The 17,112-nt window shown below is 73.0% G+C and carries 13 protein-coding genes; 7 read left to right on the top strand and 6 right to left on the bottom strand.

The features are described from left to right. Position 1 precedes the first annotated feature (1 nt). Together E4P43_RS02920 and E4P43_RS02915 are read right to left on the bottom strand one after the other, a co-directional pair. Complete coding sequence (locus tag E4P43_RS02920) at positions 2–1,561, bottom strand: alpha/beta hydrolase (protein ID WP_135143934.1); 1,560 nt, start codon at positions 1,559–1,561, stop codon at positions 2–4. Between the two features lie 85 nt (positions 1,562–1,646). Then, entirely contained in the window at positions 1,647–2,717 is a 1,071-nt protein-coding gene (locus E4P43_RS02915; RefSeq protein ID WP_135143933.1) for an ATP-dependent DNA ligase, read from the bottom strand. Between the two features lie 63 nt (positions 2,718–2,780). Between E4P43_RS02915 and E4P43_RS02910 the strand changes: the two genes are divergently transcribed. The 3 genes from E4P43_RS02910 (at position 2,781) to E4P43_RS02905 (ending at position 4,170) form a co-directional block, all read left to right on the top strand. Next, positions 2,781–3,416, top strand: coding sequence for a 1,4-alpha-glucan branching protein (locus E4P43_RS02910; RefSeq protein ID WP_135143932.1), 636 nt, complete (start codon positions 2,781–2,783; stop codon positions 3,414–3,416). A gap of 87 nt (positions 3,417–3,503) precedes the next feature. Further along, positions 3,504–3,674, top strand: a complete 171-nt coding sequence (locus E4P43_RS19740) for a hypothetical protein (protein ID WP_167759039.1) — start codon at positions 3,504–3,506, stop codon at positions 3,672–3,674. Then, the gene (locus E4P43_RS02905) at positions 3,658–4,170 is read left to right on the top strand and encodes a hypothetical protein (protein ID WP_135143931.1); all 513 of its coding nucleotides are present in this window, start codon (positions 3,658–3,660) and stop codon (positions 4,168–4,170) included. Before E4P43_RS19740 ends, E4P43_RS02905 begins: the two co-directional genes overlap by 17 nt. A 4-nt stretch (positions 4,171–4,174) precedes the next feature. Here E4P43_RS02905 and E4P43_RS02900 read toward each other — a convergent pair whose 3' ends face one another. Further along, the gene (locus tag E4P43_RS02900) at positions 4,175–4,915 is read right to left on the bottom strand and encodes a dihydrofolate reductase family protein (protein ID WP_167759038.1); all 741 of its coding nucleotides are present in this window, start codon (positions 4,913–4,915) and stop codon (positions 4,175–4,177) included. A 1-nt stretch (position 4,916) separates the two neighbouring features. Then, a complete protein-coding gene (gene treZ, locus E4P43_RS02895; protein WP_135143930.1) occupies positions 4,917–6,671 on the bottom strand; it encodes a malto-oligosyltrehalose trehalohydrolase in 1,755 nt (584 codons plus the stop codon). A 208-nt stretch (positions 6,672–6,879) separates the two neighbouring features. Here treZ and E4P43_RS02890 point away from each other — a divergent pair, with 208 nt between their 5' ends. Genes E4P43_RS02890 through E4P43_RS02880 form a run of 3 tightly spaced genes read left to right on the top strand, consistent with a single transcriptional unit; the run spans position 6,880 to position 9,847 of the window. Further along, positions 6,880–7,902 (top strand): efflux RND transporter periplasmic adaptor subunit, encoded by a 1,023-nt coding sequence (locus E4P43_RS02890; protein ID WP_135143929.1) that lies wholly within the window; start codon positions 6,880–6,882, stop codon positions 7,900–7,902. Next, the gene (locus tag E4P43_RS02885; RefSeq protein ID WP_135143928.1) at positions 7,899–8,627 is read left to right on the top strand and encodes an ABC transporter ATP-binding protein; all 729 of its coding nucleotides are present in this window, start codon (positions 7,899–7,901) and stop codon (positions 8,625–8,627) included. The genes E4P43_RS02890 and E4P43_RS02885 overlap by 4 nt, the downstream gene beginning before the upstream one ends. Then, positions 8,624–9,847, top strand: coding sequence for an ABC transporter permease (locus E4P43_RS02880; RefSeq protein ID WP_135143927.1), 1,224 nt, complete (start codon positions 8,624–8,626; stop codon positions 9,845–9,847). The genes E4P43_RS02885 and E4P43_RS02880 overlap by 4 nt, the downstream gene beginning before the upstream one ends. Positions 9,848–9,931: 84 nt before the next feature. Here the strand turns inward: E4P43_RS02880 and treY are convergent, their stop codons facing one another. Both treY and glgX read right to left on the bottom strand, forming a co-directional pair. Continuing rightward, positions 9,932–12,280: a malto-oligosyltrehalose synthase gene (gene treY / locus E4P43_RS02875; RefSeq protein WP_135143926.1), complete on the bottom strand. Its 2,349-nt coding sequence runs from the start codon at positions 12,278–12,280 to the stop codon at positions 9,932–9,934. Beyond that, positions 12,277–14,385: a glycogen debranching protein GlgX gene (gene glgX, locus E4P43_RS02870; protein ID WP_135143925.1), complete on the bottom strand. Its 2,109-nt coding sequence runs from the start codon at positions 14,383–14,385 to the stop codon at positions 12,277–12,279. Before glgX ends, treY begins: the two co-directional genes overlap by 4 nt. Positions 14,386–14,869: 484 nt before the next feature. Between glgX and uvrB the strand changes: the two genes are divergently transcribed. Then, the gene (gene uvrB, locus E4P43_RS02865; protein WP_135143924.1) at positions 14,870–16,984 is read left to right on the top strand and encodes an excinuclease ABC subunit UvrB; all 2,115 of its coding nucleotides are present in this window, start codon (positions 14,870–14,872) and stop codon (positions 16,982–16,984) included. Positions 16,985–17,112: the final 128 nt, after the last annotated feature.

Genomic DNA, 17,112 nt, shown 5'->3' with positions numbered 1-17,112 from the left:
GTCAGGCCGGGCAGGTCAGCCCGTCCTGCGGTGCCACCAGGTCGATCAGGTAGGCGTTCACGGCCGCGGTGATGCAGTCGGTCTTGGGGTAGGCCGTGTGCCCCTGACCCTGCCAGGTCAGCAGCACGCCGGACTCCAGGTCCTCCGCCATGTCCACGGCTCCGGGCAGCGGGGTGACCGGGTCGCCCTGGTTCCCGACGACGAGGATCGGCGCGCTGCCCGCGGCGTCGCGCTCGGGGACCGGCGTCCGCTCGGCGTCCCACACCGAGCAGGTGAACAGCCCGGCCGCCGAGCCCGCCCCGAAGAGCGGGTAGGCCTGGCTCCACTCCGCGACCAGCCGGCGGACCTCGGTCTCCTCGACCACCTCGTCGGTGTCGGCGCAGTTCACCGCCAGGTTGGCGTCGAGCAGGTTCGAGTAGGAGTTGTCCTCCAGGCGGCCGGTGAGCTCGTCGGCCAGGGAGAACAGCGCCTTGGCGTCGCCGTCGCGGGCGGCCCGCAGGCCCTGCGCGAGCTGCGGCCACGAGGCGGTGTCGTACAGCGCGGCCTGCACGGCGGTGAGGACGACGCCCGGCGTCGCCTGCCGGGTCTCGCCCTCCTCGCTGCTCGGGACGGGGGCGCCGCCGGCCTGCGCGAGCAGCTCCTCCAGGAACCGGCGCGGGTCGTCGCCCAGCGGGCAGCCGGCGATGAGGCCCTTGCAGTTCTCGGCGAACGCGTCGAAGCCCGCCTCGAAGCCGGCGGCGCTGGCCTCGGCGTCGGCGACGACGTCGGTGTCCGGGTCGACGGCGGCGTCGAGCACCATGGCCCGCACCCGGTCGGGGAAGAGCTCGGCGTAGGTCGAGCCGAGCGTGGTGCCGTAGGAGTAGCCGAGGTAGGTCAGCTGCTCGTCACCCAGGGACTTGCGCAGCTGCTCCATGTCCCGCGCGGTGTCCACGGTGTTGAACGTGCCCAGGGCGTCGCCGTACTCCTCGGCGCAGCCGTCGGCCATCTCGCGGGAGAGGGCGAACACGTCGTCAAGCTGCTCGGCGGTGGTGGGCCGCGGCTCCGAGGCGATCACCCGGTCCTTGAGCTCGGCGGGGATGCAGTCCACCGGCGTGGAGAGGCCGACGCCGCGCGGGTCGAAGCCGACGATGTCGAAGCGGCCCAGGACGTCCTGGGGGAGGGTGAGCGCCAGCCCGATGGCGGCGTCGGCGCCGGAGCCGCCGGGCCCGCCCGGGTTGACCACCAGGGAGCCGATCCGCTCGGTCTGGCCGGCGGGGGTGGCGCGCACGAGGAACAGCGGCAGCGTCGCGCCGGCGGGCTCGTCGTAGCTGATCGGCACCTCGGTGCGGCCGCACTCGAAGAGCAGGTCCCGCTCGCTGCCGGGCTGGCCCTCGATCAGCGGCTGGATCTGGGCGTCGCAGTCGCTCCACTCGATCGGGGCCGCCTCCACCTCCGTGGGGGTGGCGCTGGCGGCGGCGGGCTCCTCGGAACCCTCGCCGAACGAGGTGCAGCCGGCCAGCGCCAGGGGGAGGGCGAGCAGCAGGCTGGACGCGACGGCCGGGAGGCCTCGGTTCAGACGCATGATCACGAGACTAGGAGGCGCGAGCGCCCGCTGCAGGCGCGCGCGCCCCATCGGGGGACCTCTCCGGCGCCGTCGTGACCGCGTGTCAGCCGTCGAGGACCTCGCCGAGGTCGTAGCGAACCGGCACGTCGAGCTGGTCGTACGTGCAGCTGCGGGGGTCGCGGTCGGGGCGCCAGCGGAGGAACTGGCCGGTGTGACGAAGTCGTCGCCCCTCGAGCTGGTCGTACTTGATCTCGACCACCAGCTCGGGGCGCAGCGGCACCCAGGAGAGGTCCTTCTTCGCGTTCCACCGGCTGACCGCGCCGGGCATGCGCTGCTCGCCGTCGGCCTGCACCTGGGCGTTGGCCCAGTCCTGCCACGGGTGCCCGTCCAGGGCCTCGGCGCGGTAGGGCGCCAGCTCCTCGACCAGCTCGGCCCGGCGCTTCATCGGGAAGGACGCCGCGACGCCGATGTGCTGCAGCTCCCCGTCGGAGTAGAGCCCCAGCAGCAGCGAGCCGACGATGGGGCCGCTCTTGTGCCAGCGGAACCCGGCGACCACGCAGTCCGCGGTGCGCACGTGCTTCACCTTGGTCATCAGCCGCTGGTCCGGCCCGTAGGGCAGGTCGGCGGACTTGGCGACGACGCCGTCGAGGCCGGCGCCCTCGAAGGTCTCGAACCAGCGCTGCGCGGTCGCCGCGTCGCGGGTGACGCTGGTCAGGTACACCGGCGGGCGGATGCCGGACAGGGCGTCCTCCAGACGGGCGCGGCGCTGCGCGAACGGCGACTCCAGCAGCGGCTCGTCGCCCAGCGCGAGCAGGTCGAAGGCGACGAACGAGGCCGGCGTCTGCTCGGCCAGCAGGTTGATCCGGGACTCTGCGGGGTGGATGCGCTGCAGCAGCGCCTCGAAGTGCAGGCGGTCGCCGCGGGGCACGATGATCTCGCCGTCGACCACGCACCGCTCCGGCAGGTTCTCCTTGACCGCGGCGACCACCTCGGGGAAGTAGCGGGTCAGCGGGCGCTCGTTGCGGCTGCCCAGCTCCACCTCGTCGCCGTCCCGGAAGACGATGCAGCGGAAGCCGTCCCACTTCGGCTCGTAGAACCACTCGTCGCCGGTCGGCACCTTGGTCGCGGCCTTGGCCAGCATCGGCTTCACCGGCGGCTGCACGGGGAGATCCATGCCGGCCAGTCAAGCAGCCGGGGCCGAGGTCCACGGCGCCCGCGGGCGTGGCAGGGTGCGGGCATGGCGACGATCCACCGGACGACGATGGCCCCGACCAAGCTGGAGCTGCTGACCGGGTGGCTGCCGGGCCGGCCCTGGTACCGGGGGACCGGCGCCCCGCAGCTGGCCCGGGCCGGCGGCTTCCGGCTCGACGACCCGGCCGGCAAGGTGGGGCTGGAGTTCATGGTCGTCCACGACGCCGACGGGACCACCTACTTCACGCCGCTGAGCTACCGCGGTGCCGCGCTGCCGGGGGCGGAGCCCGGGCTGCTGGGGACCTCCGAGCACGGTGTCCTGGGCACGCGCTGGATCTACGACGCCGCCTACGACCCGGCGGCGGCGGCCCAGCTGCTGGCGTTCCTGTCCGGGCAGGCCGAGGCCCAGCACCAGAGCGAGAGCGACACCCCTGACCCCTCGGTCCAGCGGCGCTGGACCCTCGACGCGGTGACCGGCGTGACGCCGCTGCGGGTCACCGAGGACGAGGCCGAGCGGACGACGGTGACGCTCGCGGCCGACGGCGGGCGGCAGCTCGCGCTGGACCTCGTCCGGGTGCTCCAGCCGGCCAACGACGAGCAGCCGGGGGCGGGGTCGGTGACCGCCGAGTGGGCCGGGGCGGACGGCAGCCCGGTCCGCGGGACGGTGGTCGTGGTCCGCTGACCCGGCTCGCGAGCGGGGCCGTCGCGCCGATGGCGTGGCCACGGCCGCTCCGCTAGCCTCCAGGTCCTTCACCCAAGGGAGCGGGCGATGAGCGAGTCCGACGAGAACGACCCGTTCGAGGGCCTGGTGACCACGAGCTCGCTCGAGTCCCAGCGCGAGAGCAGGAGCCACGAGAGCGAGTTCGCGCACGGTGGTGACGAGCCCGGGCGGGACGCGGACCGGCGTCCCTCGCGCACCGACGATGTCCGAGAGCGGTGACTCCGTCGATGTCGGCACCGAGTACGCCGAGTACTTCTCCGGCCTGAGCCAGGCCCAGGAGGCCCGCAAGGCGTCGCTGGAGCAGCGCGGGCTGGCCGTCATCACCACCAGCGGGGCGCTGGCCACGTTGCTCTTCGGCCTCACCGCGCTCGTGAGCGGCGCCGAGGGCTTCGACCTGCCGCGGCAGGCGGGCGGCCCGCTGGGGGTGGCTCTCGTCGCGTTCGCGGTGGCCGCGCTGCTCGCCCTGCTGACGAACGTGCCGCTGCCCTACGCGAACGCCGCGCTCGGGGACACCGCGGACGAGCTGCGCGTCCTGTGGTCCAAGGGCCGCGAGCACGCGCTCAAGCTGATCACCGGCACCCGGGTGAAGATGCTCAAGCGCGCCAGGGCGATGAACGACGTCAAGGCATGGCTGCTCATCGCGGCGATGCTGGCCGAGGTCATCGGGGTGGGCGCCGTCGCGGTCGCCGTGGGCGAGGTCCTCCGCCACGGGTGACCGGTCACCGGGCCGGGGGGCCGCCCACCGCGTAGCGGGTGAACAGCATCCCGTCCTCCTCGAGCACCTGGCGCAGCGACAGCCGGACCGCACCGCCGAGGGCGTCGTCGAGCAGCCGGGTCTCGCCGCCCACCAGGGCCGGCGAGACCGACAGGTCCAGCTCGTCGACCACCCCGGCGGCGAGCGCGGTGCGCAGGAGCTGCGGCCCGCCCTCGCAGGTCACCTGCTCCAGCCCGCGGTCGGCGAGCGCGTCGAGCGCGGCCGGCAGGTCGACGTCGTCGTCCCCGCAGACCAGCACGTCGACGCCGGCGGCCGCGAGCGCTGCCCGCCGGCCGGCGTCGGACGCGCCGCAGGTCACCAGGATCGTGGGGGAGACCGCATCGGCGACCAGGCCGCTCGCCGGGTCCAGCGACGCCCGGCGGGAGACCACCGCGACCGGCATCGTCGGGCTGCGGCCGAGCGACTCCCGGAGCCGGCCGACGGCGGACCCGAGCAGCACCGGGTGGTAGCCCTCCGCCGCCGCGGTGCCGTGGCCGACGAGGACGACGTCGGCCAGCGCGCGCAGCACGCGGAACACCCGCCGGTCGCCCGGCGACCCCAGGCCCTCGCTCACCCCGTCGACGGTGATGGCGCCGTCGAGCGAGGCGATGAAGTCCATCCGGAGCCAGCGCCCCGGCGGGCAGCGGTAGGCCTCGACCAGGCCGTCGTCGTCGAGCTCGGCCTGGTCGGGGAACAGCCGCCGCACGTCAGCGGGTGCTCAGGATCGCCGCGCTCTCCGCGGGGAGCGTCACGGTCGTCCCGTCCAGTGTCGGCTCGTCACCGGTGGAGAAGACCACGCCGGTCGCGGCGCGGTCCAGGGCGACCTCGCGCGGCCCGTCGGCCAGGTTGGCTACCACCCGCAGCGCTCCGCGGTGCACCGTCATCGTCCGGTCCTCGTCGTCCCAGCTGACCTCGACGGCGGACAGGTCGGGGTCGACCAGGTCGGGGTGCTGCTTGCGCAGCGCCAGGAGCGTCTTGGTGATCCCGAGCAGCCGGGCGTGCGGCTCCTTCGTCGGCTCCGCCCAGTCGAGCTTGGAGCGGGTGAAGGTCTCCGGGTCCTGGGGGTCCGGCACGGTCTCGGGGTCCCAGCCGTGCTCGGCGAACTCGCCGATCCGCCCCTTCGCCGTCGCCTCGCCCAGCTCGGGCTCGGGGTGGCTGGTGAAGAACTGCCACGGCGTGCGGGCGCCCCACTCCTCGCCCATGAAAAGCATCGGCGTGAAGGGCGCGGTGAGCACCAGCGTCGCGCCGACGGCCAGCAGGCCGGGGGAAAGGGTCTCGGAGATCCGGTCGCCGGTGGCGCGGTTGCCGATCTGGTCGTGGTCCTGCAGGTAGCCGAGGAACTTCCAGCCGGGCAGCCGCGCGGTGTCCACCGGGCGGCCGTGCGAGCGCTTCCGGAAGCTCGACCAGCTGCCGTCGTGGAAGAACGCGCCGGTGAGCGTCTTGGCCAGCCCGCCGAGGCCCGCCTCGGCGAAGTCGGCGTAGTAGCCCTGCCCCTCGCCGGTCAGCGTGGTGTGCAGCGCGTGGTGGAAGTCGTCGCTCCACTGCGCGTGGATGCCGCTCCCGCCGGCGGCGCGCGGGGTGACCATCCGGGGGTCGTTGAGGTCGCTCTCGGCGATGAGCGTCAGCGGCCGGCCGACGGCGACCGAGAGCGTGTCCACCTCGGTCGACATCTGCTCGAGGATCGGGGTGGCGCGCTCGTCGACCAGCGCGTGGACGGCGTCCAGGCGCAGGCCGTCGACGTGCATGTCGCGCAGCCACATCAGCACGTTGTCGAGGATGTAGCGGCGGACCTCGTCGGAGTCCGGGCCGGAGAGGTTGATCGAGTCGCCCCAGGTGTTCGACCCGCCCTCGGCGAAGACCGGGAAGAACAGCGGCAGGTAGTTCCCCGACGGGCCGAGGTGGTTGTAGACCACGTCCTGGATGACGCCGAGGCCGCGCTGGTGGCAGGCGTCGACGAACCGCTGGTAGGCCTCGGGGCCGCCGTAGGTCTCCTGCACGGCGTACCAGAGCACGCCGTCGTAGCCCCAGTTGTGGGTGCCGTTGAAGGCGTTGACCGGCAGCAGCTCGACGAAGTCGACGCCGAGGTCGACCAGGTGGTCCAGCCGCTCGATCGCCGAGTCGAGCGTGCCCTCGGGGGTGAACGTCCCGATGTGCATCTCGTAGACCACTCCGCCGGCCAGCGGACGGCCGGTCCAGGCGGAGTCGCCCCAGGCGTACGCCGACGGGTCGAAGCGGCGGGACAGCCCGTGCACGCCCTCGGGCTGGCGGCGCGAGCGGGGGTCGGGGCGCGGAGCGTCGTCGTCGCCGAGCAGGAACCCGTAGTCGGCGTCCGGGCGGGCCTCGACCTCGGCCCGCCACCAGCCGCCGTCGTCCCTCCGCATGTCGTGGACGGTGCCGTCGACCTGCACTCGCACGCGTTGGGGCAGGGGCGCCCAGACGGCGAACTCGACAGGAGCGGGCATGCGGGAGCCTCCGATGACGGGGGACGGCGGGAGCGCAGGGGTTCTGCCCGCGTTGGGGCAGCCCAACCATCGCCGGACCGGGATCACTGCTGCTCACCCGCGGAGGGCCGTCCGCGTGCCGCGACGGAAACGGGCCGTGACCGGGTGCTCACCCGCTATCGTCCCGCGCCACCGGTACCGCTCGGTGCCCTATCGGTCGGAGGCCCCTGTGGGAACGGTCCGCACCCTCGTCTTCCCCGCGCTGCGGTTGCTCGTCTGGTCGGTGATCGCGGTCGCGCTGGTCGTGCTCGCCTTCCGTGGTGGCAGCGGCACCGAGCCCGCCGCCGGCCCGGGCGCGCCGGTGCTCGACCTCACCTCGCCGACCATCCCCGTCGCGCGCGGCACCGTCGCCAACACCGTGTCGGTCAGCGGCACCGTCGTGGCCGACGACCCGGTGCCGGTCCGAGCCACCGCCGCGGGCACGGTCCGCCGGGTCCTGGCAGGCAAGGGGACGACCGTCACGGCCGGGCAGGGGCTGCTGGAGATTCGGGTGGAGGAGCAGCTCCAGCCGACCACGGGCACCGACGCCGAGGGCAACCCGACGGTCACGCCCCGGCCGCCCCGGGTCCGCACCGTCACGGTCGCCGCCCCCAGCGGCGGCACGGTCTCCGCGATGGACGCCCTCGTCGACCAGGTCGTGGCCGTGGGGGACAAGATCGGCGAGATCTCTCCCGGCAGCCTCTCGGTCACCGCGAGCCTGACCCAGGCCGAGCAGTTCCGCCTGCTCGCGCCGCCGTCGACCGCGGAGGTCACCGTCGAGGGCGGCCCCGCGCCGTTCACCTGCACCGGCCTGACCCTGGGCGCGGCCCCGGCCTCGCCCGGCGGGGACGAGGGGGCCGGCGGCGGGTTCGGGCCACCGCAGGCATCGGGAGGCACCACCGCCCGCTGCGCCGTCCCCGCAGGGGCGACCGTCTTCGCGGGCATGGCGGCCACGGTCGCGGTGAACGCCGGTACCGCCGAGGACGTGCTGGTCGTGCCCATCACCGCCGTCCAGGGGTCGGTGCAGCAGGGCAACGTCTGGGTCGTCGGGGAGGACGGCACCGAGGAGGAGCGGCCCGTGGTGCTCGGCCTCAGCGACGGCGACCAGATCGAGGTGCGCGAGGGCCTGGCCGAGGGCGAGCAGGTGCTGCAGTTCATCCCGGTGCCCGACGACACCGTCGACGACCAGATGATGGGCGGGCCCTTCGGATGAGCCTGCTGCAGCTGAGCGGCATCAGCCGGCAGGTCGACCTGCCGGACGGGAGCCTCCTGCCGATCCTCACCGGCGTCGACCTCGAGGTCGCACCCGGCGAGCACGTGTCGATCGTGGGGCGCTCGGGGTCGGGCAAGTCGACGCTGCTGAACATCCTGGGGCTGCTGGACAGCCCGACCGACGGCACCTACCTGCTCGACGGGGAGCCGACCGACCACCTGCGGACCCGCCGGCGGTCGCGGCTGCGGGGCGAGGTCTTCGGGTTCGTCTTCCAGCAGTTCAACCTCCTGCCGCGGCGCACCGCAGTGGAGAACGTCGCGGCCCCGCTGCTCTACGCCCGGGGCCGTGACTTCCTCCGCCGGCGCCGGACCGCCGCCGAGATGCTCGACCGGGTGGGTCTCGGTGCCCGGGCCGACCAGGTGCCCGAGCGGCTCTCCGGTGGCGAGCAGCAGCGGGTGGCCATCGCCCGCGCGCTGGTGCGCGCCCCGCGGGTGGTGCTCGCCGACGAGCCGACCGGCGCCCTCGACGTCGAGACCGGCGCCCAGGTCATGGCGCTGCTGGCCCAGGCCACCGCGGAGAACGGCGCGGCGCTGATCACGATCACCCACGACCTGTCCGTGGCCGCGCTCGCGAGCCGGCGCTACCGGCTGGACGGCGGCCGGCTCTCGCCCCTGGTCGAGGCCGGCTCCCTCGGCGCCGCGACGGCGGACCGGGGGACGGTGTGACCGGCGTCCTCGGCGCGCTCTCGGAGGCGTGGGACGAGGTCCGCGTCCACAAGAGCCGGGTGCTGCTCTCGCTGGTCGGCGTCTTCCTCGCGGTGTTCGCCATGACCACCGTGACGGCGCTCGGCCTGATCGTCGCGCAGGTGCAGCAGGAGAACGCCGAGCGCACGGGTGGCCGGTCGGCGACGATCGTCGTCCAGGCCTTCGACCCGATGACCGGCATGCCCCCGGCGGCCGAGGAGTGGGATGCGGCGGTCGCCGAGCTGGTCGAGCGATACGGGATCACCACCTCGGCGAACATGGCCTACGGCGAGGGGCTGTACCGGCTCCCCGGTGGCACCCAGCGGGTGCAGACGATCCGGGTGTCGCCCTCCTACGGCGAGCTGCACCGCAAGGAGCCGGTCCAGGGGCGCTGGTTCCGCGAGGGCGACCGGACCTCGCTGAGCCCGGCGCTGGTCGTGAACGAGGCGTTCATGGAGGCGCTCGGCGTCCCCGACCTGGGCTCCCGGCCGACCGTGGTGCTCGGCGGGCCGACGCCGGTGACCGCCACCATCGTCGGCGTGGTCCGCGAGGGCTACGGCACCGAGCTCGTCGCCTACCGGGTCGACCGCTCCGGAGGGCCCTGGGGCGAGGCCGGCACGGTCGACCCGGTGCAGGCGATGTACGGCGGGCCGACCAACCTCGAGCTGTGGGTCGGCCCGGACCAGGCAGACCAGGTCATGGAGACCGTCGAGCGGGACCTCGGGCTGGCGCTCGACGGGGCGCAGGTCGACGCCTACCGGCAGGACGTCGAGGGCATGGAGGAGACCATGGCCACGCTGCGGCTGGCCATCCGCGGCGCCGGGATCGTCGTCCTGGTGCTCGGCGGGCTGGGCGTGCTCAACATCGGCCTGGTCACCGTGCGCCAGCGGATCCGCGAGATCGGCGTCCGCCGCAGCTTCGGGGCCACCTCCGGCCGGGTGTTCTCCGCGGTGATGCTGGAGAGCGTCTGCGCCACGGCGCTCGCGGGCGTGGCGGCGGTCGGTGCCGCGGTCGTGCTGGTGCGCAACCTGCCGATCGAGCGGTTGTTCAACGACGGCATCCCGCTCGCCGACGCCCCCGGTTTCCCGGTCGCCGCGGCGGTCGAGGGGATGCTCGCCGCGACCGCCGTCGGCGCGCTGGCCGGCCTGCTGCCCGCGATCATCGCGGTCCGCGCCAAGGTCATCGACGCGATCCGCTTCTGAAAGGACCCCCTCGCCCCCCGACCCTCGCTCCGCTCGGGCCGGGTCCCTGCGAGGGGGCCGGCCCGAGCGGGCGGGGGTCCTTGGTCAGTCGCGGACGAGGAGGGCGACCGGGAGCTTCGCGAGCAGGGCGTCGGCGGCGATGCCGGCCACGTCGGAGACCACCCGCTCACCGGTGAGCAGGTCCCGCCAGGCGCCGTTGGGCAGCTGGACGGCGGTGTCGCCCCAGCCCTGCTCCGCCAGCTTCGCGGGCAGCCGGGTGGCCACGACGACCACGCCGTCGGCGTCCTCGAAGCCCCGGTCGAACGCGACCACGTGGTCGGCGCCCGAGCCGGTGACCTGCACGGGGGAGTAGCCCGCGAACCACTCCGGGTGGTCCCGCCGCGCGCGCAGCACCCGGGACACGACGAGCAGCTTGGCCGCGCCGGTCTCGTCGACCCCGGGCACCTCACCGGCGTCGAGCCGGGCCAGCAGCTCCCGGCGCAGCGCGTAGTCCACCGGACGGCGGTTGTCCGGGTCGACCAGCGAGTAGTCCCACAGCTCGGTGCCCTGGTAGACGTCGGGGACGCCCGGCATCGTGAGCTGCAGGAGCTTCTGGCTCAGCGAGTTCGACCGGCCCAGCGGCGCGATGCGGGCGACGAACGCCTCGATCTCCGCCGTCGTCGTCGGGTCGTCGTAGGCGGCGTCGACCAGCGCGTGCAGCTGCTCCTCGAACTCCTGCACCGGGTTGGTCCAGGTGGTCGAGGTGCCGGCCTCGCGGGCGGCCTTCTCCACGTAGGCGTGCGCCCGCTCGCGGGAGAGCGGCCAGGCGCCCACGAGGTTCTGCCACACCAGGTGCGCCAGGGAGCGGTCGGCCAGCGGGTGCCGGGACAGCCAGCCGCGCACCAGCTGCGCCCACTCGCTCGGGATCTCGGCCAGCACCGCCAGCCGGGCCCGCACGTCCTCGCTGCGCTTGGTGTCGTGCGTGGACAGCGTGGTCATCGACCGCGGGCGCTTCTCCAGCCGTCGCTGCTGCGCCTCGTGGAACTCCGCGACCGAGGTGCCGAACTCGGCCGGGTCGCCGCCGACCTCGTTGAGCGCCACGAACCGCGCCCACCGGTAGTAGGCGCTGTCCTCCACGCCCTTGGCCATGACCGGGCCGCTGGTCTGCTCGAACCGGGTCGCCGCCTCGGTGCCGGCCTGGGAGAGCACCGGGTGCAGGGCGTCGAGCGCCGCGGTCAGGTCGGGCCGGCGCTCGCGCACCGCGGCCACCGTGGTGTCCAGGTGCTCGCGACCGTCGGGCAGGTAGCTGCGGTAGACCGGGAAGCTCGCCAGCAGCTCGGCCAGCGCCTCGGTCTGCTGCTCCCGGTCGACGCCGGGCAGCTCACCGATCACCCGCACCAGGCGGGCGACCTCCGAGCCGAGCATCCCGTCGGTGACCTCGCGCTTGCACCTCCGCACCAGCTCCGCGTAGTCGACCTGCGTGCCGGCCAGCTCGGTGTCCAGGGCGGTGATCGCAGGCTCGCCGGCCGGGTCGACCAGCACCTCGTCGACCTCGGCGAGCGCGTCGTACCCGGTCGTCCCCGCCGTCCGCCAGGACTCCGGCAGGTCCTCGCCGGGCTCCAGGATCTTCTCGACGACCGTCCACCGGTCGTCCGACGCCTCGGCCAGGCGGTCGAGGTAGCCCTTCGGGTCGGCCAGCCCGTCCGGGTGGTCGATCCGCAGACCGTCGACGGCGCCCTCGTGCACGAGCCGCAGCACCAGCTCGTGCGTGGCGTCGAAGACGGCGGGGTCCTCGACCCGCAGGCCGGCGAGGGTGTTGATCGCGAAGAACCGCCGGTAGTTCAGGTCGGAGTCCGCGCGCCGCCAGTCGACCAGCTCGTAGTTCTGGCGGGCGTGCACCTCCTGGGGGGTCCCGCCCTCGGTGCCCGGCGCGATCGGGAAGCGGTTGTCGTAGTAGCGCAGCTCCCCGTCCACCACCTCCAGCTTCTCGACGTCGTCCGCCGACCCGAGCACCGGGATGCGGACCTTGCCGCCCCCGACCTCCCAGTCGATGTCGAAGGCGCCGGCGTGCGCGGACCTCTGGCCGTGCTGGAGGACGTCCCACCACCACGGTGCGGCGGCCGGGTCGTCGACGCCCATGTGGTTGGGCACCAGGTCCAGCACCAGGCCGAGGCCGTGCTCGTGCAGCGCGCCGACGAGCCGGTCGAAGCCCTCCTGCCCGCCCCGCGCCTCGTCGATGTGGGCGTGGTCCACGGTGTCGTAGCCGTGGTTGCTGCCCTCGGCCGAGCGCAGCAGGGGGGAGGAGTAGGCGTGCGAGACGCCGAGGTCGGCCAGGTAGCCGGCCAGCTCCGCGGCGTCCTGCAGCCGGAAGCCCGCGTGCACCTGCAGCCGGTAGGTCGCCGAGGGCACGCCCCGGCGCGGCTCCTCGTCCGGAGCCAGGACCGGGCCGGTCACGCCGACGGCCCGGTCAGCACGACGATCGCCCGGCCGTCGACGGTGACCGTCTCGCCCGGCTTCAGCTCGACCGGCTCGACCTCGCCCATCTCGGCGGTGTCGAGGACCGTCGTCCACCCCTGGCAGTAGTCCTCGCCGGGGAGGGTGAACTCGATCGGCTGGTCGGAGGCGTTGAACGCCAGGTAGAAGTGGTCGTCCTTGACGTACTCGCCGCGCTCGTCGGTCTCCCGGATGCCCACGCCGTTCAGGTAGACGGCCAGGGACTTGGCGTAGCCGACGTCCCAGTCCTCGTCGCCCATCTCGTCGCCCTCGGGGGTCAGCCAGGCGATGTCCGGCACCGGCTCGCCCAGCCCGCGGGGCACGGGACGGCCGTGGAAGAACCGGCGACGGCGGAACGTCGGGTGGTCGCAGCGCAGCTGCGTCACCTTCTTGGTGAACTCCAGCAGCCCCTCGTCGACGTTGTCCCAGTCGATCCAGGTGAGCTCGGAGTCCTGGCAGTAGCCGTTGTTGTTGCCGCCCTGCGAGCGGCCCAGCTCGTCGCCGTGCAGCAGCATCGGCACGCCCTGGCTGAGCATCAGCGTGGCGATGAAGTTCCGCTGCTGGCGGGCCCGCAGGTGCAGGACCTCCGGGTCGTCGGTCTCGCCCTCGACGCCGCAGTTCCAGCTGCGGTTGTGGCTCTCGCCGTCGTTGTTGCCCTCGCCGTTGGCCTCGTTGTGCTTCTCGTTGTAGGAGACGAGGTCCTTCATCGTGAAGCCGTCGTGGGCGGTGACGAAGTTGATGCTGGCGACCGGGCGGCGGCCCGAGTGCTGGTACAGGTCGGCCGAGCCGGAGATGCGGTCGGCGAACTCGCCGATCGTCCCGCCCTCACCGCGCCAGAAGTCGCGGACGGTGTCGCGGTACTTGCCGTTCCACTCGGTCCACAGGGCCGGGAAGTTGCCGACCTGGTAGCCGCCGTCGCCGATGTCCCACGGCTCGGCGATGAGCTTCACCTGGCTGACGACGGGGTCCTGGTGCACCAGGTCGAAGAACGCCGACAGCCGGTCGACCTCGTGGAACTGGCGGGCCAGGGTGGAGGCGAGGTCGAAGCGGAAGCCGTCGACGTGCATCTCGGTGACCCAGTACCGCAGCGAGTCCATGATCAGCTGCAGCGACTGCGGGACGCGGACGTTGAGCGAGTTCCCGGTGCCGGTGGTGTCCATGTAGTACTGCTCGTCGCCCTCGACCAGCCGGTAGTACGTCCGGTTGTCGATGCCCTTGAACGACAGCGTCGGGCCCAGGTGGTTGCCCTCGGCGGTGTGGTTGTAGACGACGTCGAGGATGACCTCGATGCCCGCCTCGTGCAGGGCCCGGACCATGCCCTTGAACTCCTGCACCTGCTGGCCGTTGCTCGCCTGGGCGTACTCGTTGTGCGGCGCGAAGAAGCCGATCGTGTTGTAGCCCCAGTAGTTGCGCAGGCCCTTCTGCTGCAGGGTGTCGTCCTGCACGAACTGGTGCACCGGCAGCAGCTCGATCGCGGTGATGCCGAGCTCCTGCAGGTGCTCGATCGTCGCCGGGTGCGCGACGCCGGCGTAGGTGCCGCGCAGCTCCTCGGGGATCCTCGGGTTGGTCATGGTCAGGCCCTTGACGTGGGCCTCGTAGATGACCGTCTTGTTGTAGGGGGTCTTCGGCGGGCGGTCCACGCCCCAGTCGAAGTAGGGGTTGACGACGACGGACTTCGGCATGTGCGCCGCGGAGTCGTCGTCGTTGCGCTCCTTGGTCTCGAAGTCGTAGCCGAAGACCGACGGGTCCCAGTCGATCTGGCCGTCGACCGCCTTGGCGTACGGGTCGAGCAGCAGCTTGTTCGGGTTGCAGCGCAGGCCCTGCTCCGGCTCGTAGGGGCCGTGTACGCGGAAGCCGTACCTCTGCCCGGGGTGGATGCCGGGGAGGAAGGCGTGCCAGACGTAGCCGTCCATCTCGGGGAGCCGGATGCGCTCCTCGTTGCCCTGCTCGTCGAACAGGCACAGCTCGACTTTCTCGGCCACCTCGCTGAAGATCGCGAAGTTGGTGCCGGTGCCGTCGTAGGTGGCGCCGAGGGGGTAGGCACTACCGGGCCATACCTGGGTCATCGTGTGGAGTTCCTCCTGCATGGGGCCCCGAGGGCTGGGGGCCGGGCCGGCGCGCGTGCTGGCGCGGCCGACCGGGACGGGCGACGGTGACCCGTTGCCCGCGCGAGGGCCCCGCCACACCTGGACGCGGTGTGAGTCCTGACGGCCGTCCCACGGGACCCGTCCGCCCCGAGTTGCCTGGTCGGCGCGCAGACGACGACGCCCCCGGCGGCAGGGCCGCAGGGGGCGTCGTGCGCAGGTCCGGCAGGGGCGCCGCAGCGCCCCCGCCGCCGGGGCGGCCACGCGCAGCGGGCACCGACCTCGCCCGGGTGGGGGCCCGGGTGGCGCTGGTACCCGATGGTGACCGCTCCTGCGACCAGGCACGCTAGGGAAGTCCGCGGGAGGAGACAAGTACCCGCCCTGCCCCTCGGCTCGCGGGTGCACCACGGGTCGCACGAGCGCGCTCGGGACGCGTTCTGTCACACCGCCGACGTACTTTCGTGGGGTGCGCACGACCACCGACCTCCGGCCCACCCAGGGGCGTTTCCGCGTAGTCAGCGAGTACGAGCCCGCGGGTGACCAGCCCGCGGCGATCAAGGCGCTGGCCGAGAAGGTGAACGCGGGGGAGAAGGACGTCGTCCTGCTCGGGGCCACGGGGACCGGCAAGTCGGCGACCACCGCCTGGCTGATCGAGCAGGTGCAGCGCCCGACGCTGGTCATGGCGCCGAACAAGACCCTCGCCGCGCAGCTGGCCAACGAGTTCCGCGAGCTCCTGCCGAACAACGCCGTCGAGTACTTCGTCTCGTACTACGACTACTACCAGCCCGAGGCCTACGTCCCGCAGACCGACACCTACATCGAGAAGGACTCCTCGATCAACGAGGAGGTCGAGCGGCTGCGGCACTCGGCCACCAACAGCCTGCTGACCCGGCGCGACGTCGTCGTCGTGGCCACCGTCTCCTGCATCTACGGCCTCGGGACGCCGGAGGAGTACGTGGACCGCGCGCTGAAGATCTCGGTGGGGGAGGAGCGCGACCGCGACGAGCTGCTGCGCACCCTGGTCACCGAGCAGTACACGCGCAACGACCTCTCCTTCACCCGCGGCACGTTCCGGGTGCGGGGCGACACGATCGAGGTCTTCCCGGTGTACGAGGAGCTCGCCGTCCGCATCGAGATGTTCGGCGACGAGGTCGAGCGGCTGTACTACCTGCACCCGCTCACCGGCGAGGTCGTGCGGGAGGTCCAGGAGCTGTTCGTCTTCCCGGCGAGCCACTACGTCGCCGGCCCCGACCGCATGGAGCGGGCGATCCGCGGCATCGAGGCAGAGCTGGAGCAGCGGCTGGCGGAGCTGGAGAAGCAGGGCAAGCTGCTGGAGGCCCAGCGGCTGCGCATGCGCACGACCTACGACATCGAGATGATGCGCCAGGTCGGCTTCTGCTCCGGCATCGAGAACTACTCGCGGCACATCGACGGCCGCACGCCCGGCTCCGCCGGTGCCTGCCTCATCGACTACTTCCCGGACGACTTCCTCCTGGTCGTCGACGAGTCGCACGTGACCGTGCCGCAGATCGGCGGCATGTACGAGGGCGACATGAGCCGGAAGCGGACGCTCGTCGAGCACGGCTTCCGGCTGCCGTCGGCCATGGACAACCGCCCGCTGAAGTGGGAGGAGTTCACCGACCGCATCGGCCAGACCGTCTACCTGTCGGCGACCCCCGGCGACTACGAGCTCGGCCGCACCGGCGGTGAGGTGGTCGAGCAGGTCATCCGCCCGACCGGGCTGGTCGACCCCGAGGTCGTCGTCAAGCCGACCAAGGGCCAGATCGACGACCTCGTGCACGAGATCCGGGTCCGCGTCGAGAAGGACGAGCGGATCCTGGTCACCACGCTGACCAAGAAGATGGCCGAGGACCTGACCGACTACCTGCTGGAGCTGGGCATCAAGGTCCGGTACCTGCACTCGGAGGTCGACACCCTGCGCCGGGTGGAGCTGCTGCGCGAGCTGCGGCAGGGCGAGTACGACGTGCTGGTCGGCATCAACCTGCTGCGCGAGGGCCTGGACCTGCCCGAGGTGTCGCTGGTGGCGATCCTCGACGCCGACAAGGAGGGCTTCCTCAGGTCGGGCAAGTCGCTGATCCAGACCATCGGCCGCGCGGCGCGCAACGTGTCCGGCCAGGTGCACATGTACGCGGACAAGATCACCCCGTCGATGGCCCAGGCCATCGAGGAGACCGAGCGCCGGCGCGAGAAGCAGATCGCCTACAACCTCGAGCGGGGTGTCGACCCGCAGCCGCTGCGGAAGAAGATCGTCGACATCCTCGAGGGCATCTACCGGGAGGCGGAGGACTCCGACGCCGGGGAGCTGCTGGGCGGCTCGGGGCGCCAGCAGTCCCGCGGGAAGTCGCCGGTGCCGGGGCTGTCGTCGAAGAAGGCCGGCAAGGCCGGTGCCATCGACGTCCAGGGGCTGCCGCGCAACGAGCTCGCCGACCTCATCACGCAGATGAACGAGCAGATGCTCGCCGCTGCGCGGGAGCTGCAGTTCGAGGTGGCCGCCCGGCTGCGCGACGAGCTCAACGAGCTGAAGAAGGAGCTGCGCCAGTTCGACGCCGCGCACGCCTGACCGGAGCCGGGTCGCCGGCGCCGGCTCCCCACGCCGGGTGAGATCCGGGGTCCGCGGACGGGCGATCGGCGCGGCCTGGGCCGGAGTGCGGGCCGCGCACGGTAGAGTGGCGGCACCGTGACCGGCGG

This window comes from Blastococcus sp. TF02A-35, assembly GCF_004571075.1.
Lineage (GTDB): Bacteria > Actinomycetota > Actinomycetes > Mycobacteriales > Geodermatophilaceae > Blastococcus.
Note: the sequence above shows the minus strand (reverse complement) of the source record. Positions and strands in the feature narration are given on the sequence as shown.

What these genes read in the sequence shown, in the direction of transcription:
- E4P43_RS02920 (WP_135143934.1), bottom strand. Translation starts at nt 1,561, where the DNA reads ATGCGTCTGAACCGAGGCCTCCCGGCCGTCGCGTCCAGCCTGCTGCTC.
- E4P43_RS02915 (WP_135143933.1), bottom strand. Translation starts at nt 2,717, where the DNA reads ATGGATCTCCCCGTGCAGCCGCCGGTGAAGCCGATGCTGGCCAAGGCC.
- E4P43_RS02910 (WP_135143932.1), top strand. Translation starts at nt 2,781, where the DNA reads ATGGCGACGATCCACCGGACGACGATGGCCCCGACCAAGCTGGAGCTG.
- E4P43_RS19740 (WP_167759039.1), top strand. Translation starts at nt 3,504, where the DNA reads ATGAGCGAGTCCGACGAGAACGACCCGTTCGAGGGCCTGGTGACCACG.
- E4P43_RS02905 (WP_135143931.1), top strand. Translation starts at nt 3,658, where the DNA reads ATGTCCGAGAGCGGTGACTCCGTCGATGTCGGCACCGAGTACGCCGAG.
- treZ (WP_135143930.1), bottom strand. Translation starts at nt 6,671, where the DNA reads ATGCCCGCTCCTGTCGAGTTCGCCGTCTGGGCGCCCCTGCCCCAACGC.
- E4P43_RS02885 (WP_135143928.1), top strand. Translation starts at nt 7,899, where the DNA reads ATGAGCCTGCTGCAGCTGAGCGGCATCAGCCGGCAGGTCGACCTGCCG.
- glgX (WP_135143925.1), bottom strand. Translation starts at nt 14,385, where the DNA reads ATGACCCAGGTATGGCCCGGTAGTGCCTACCCCCTCGGCGCCACCTAC.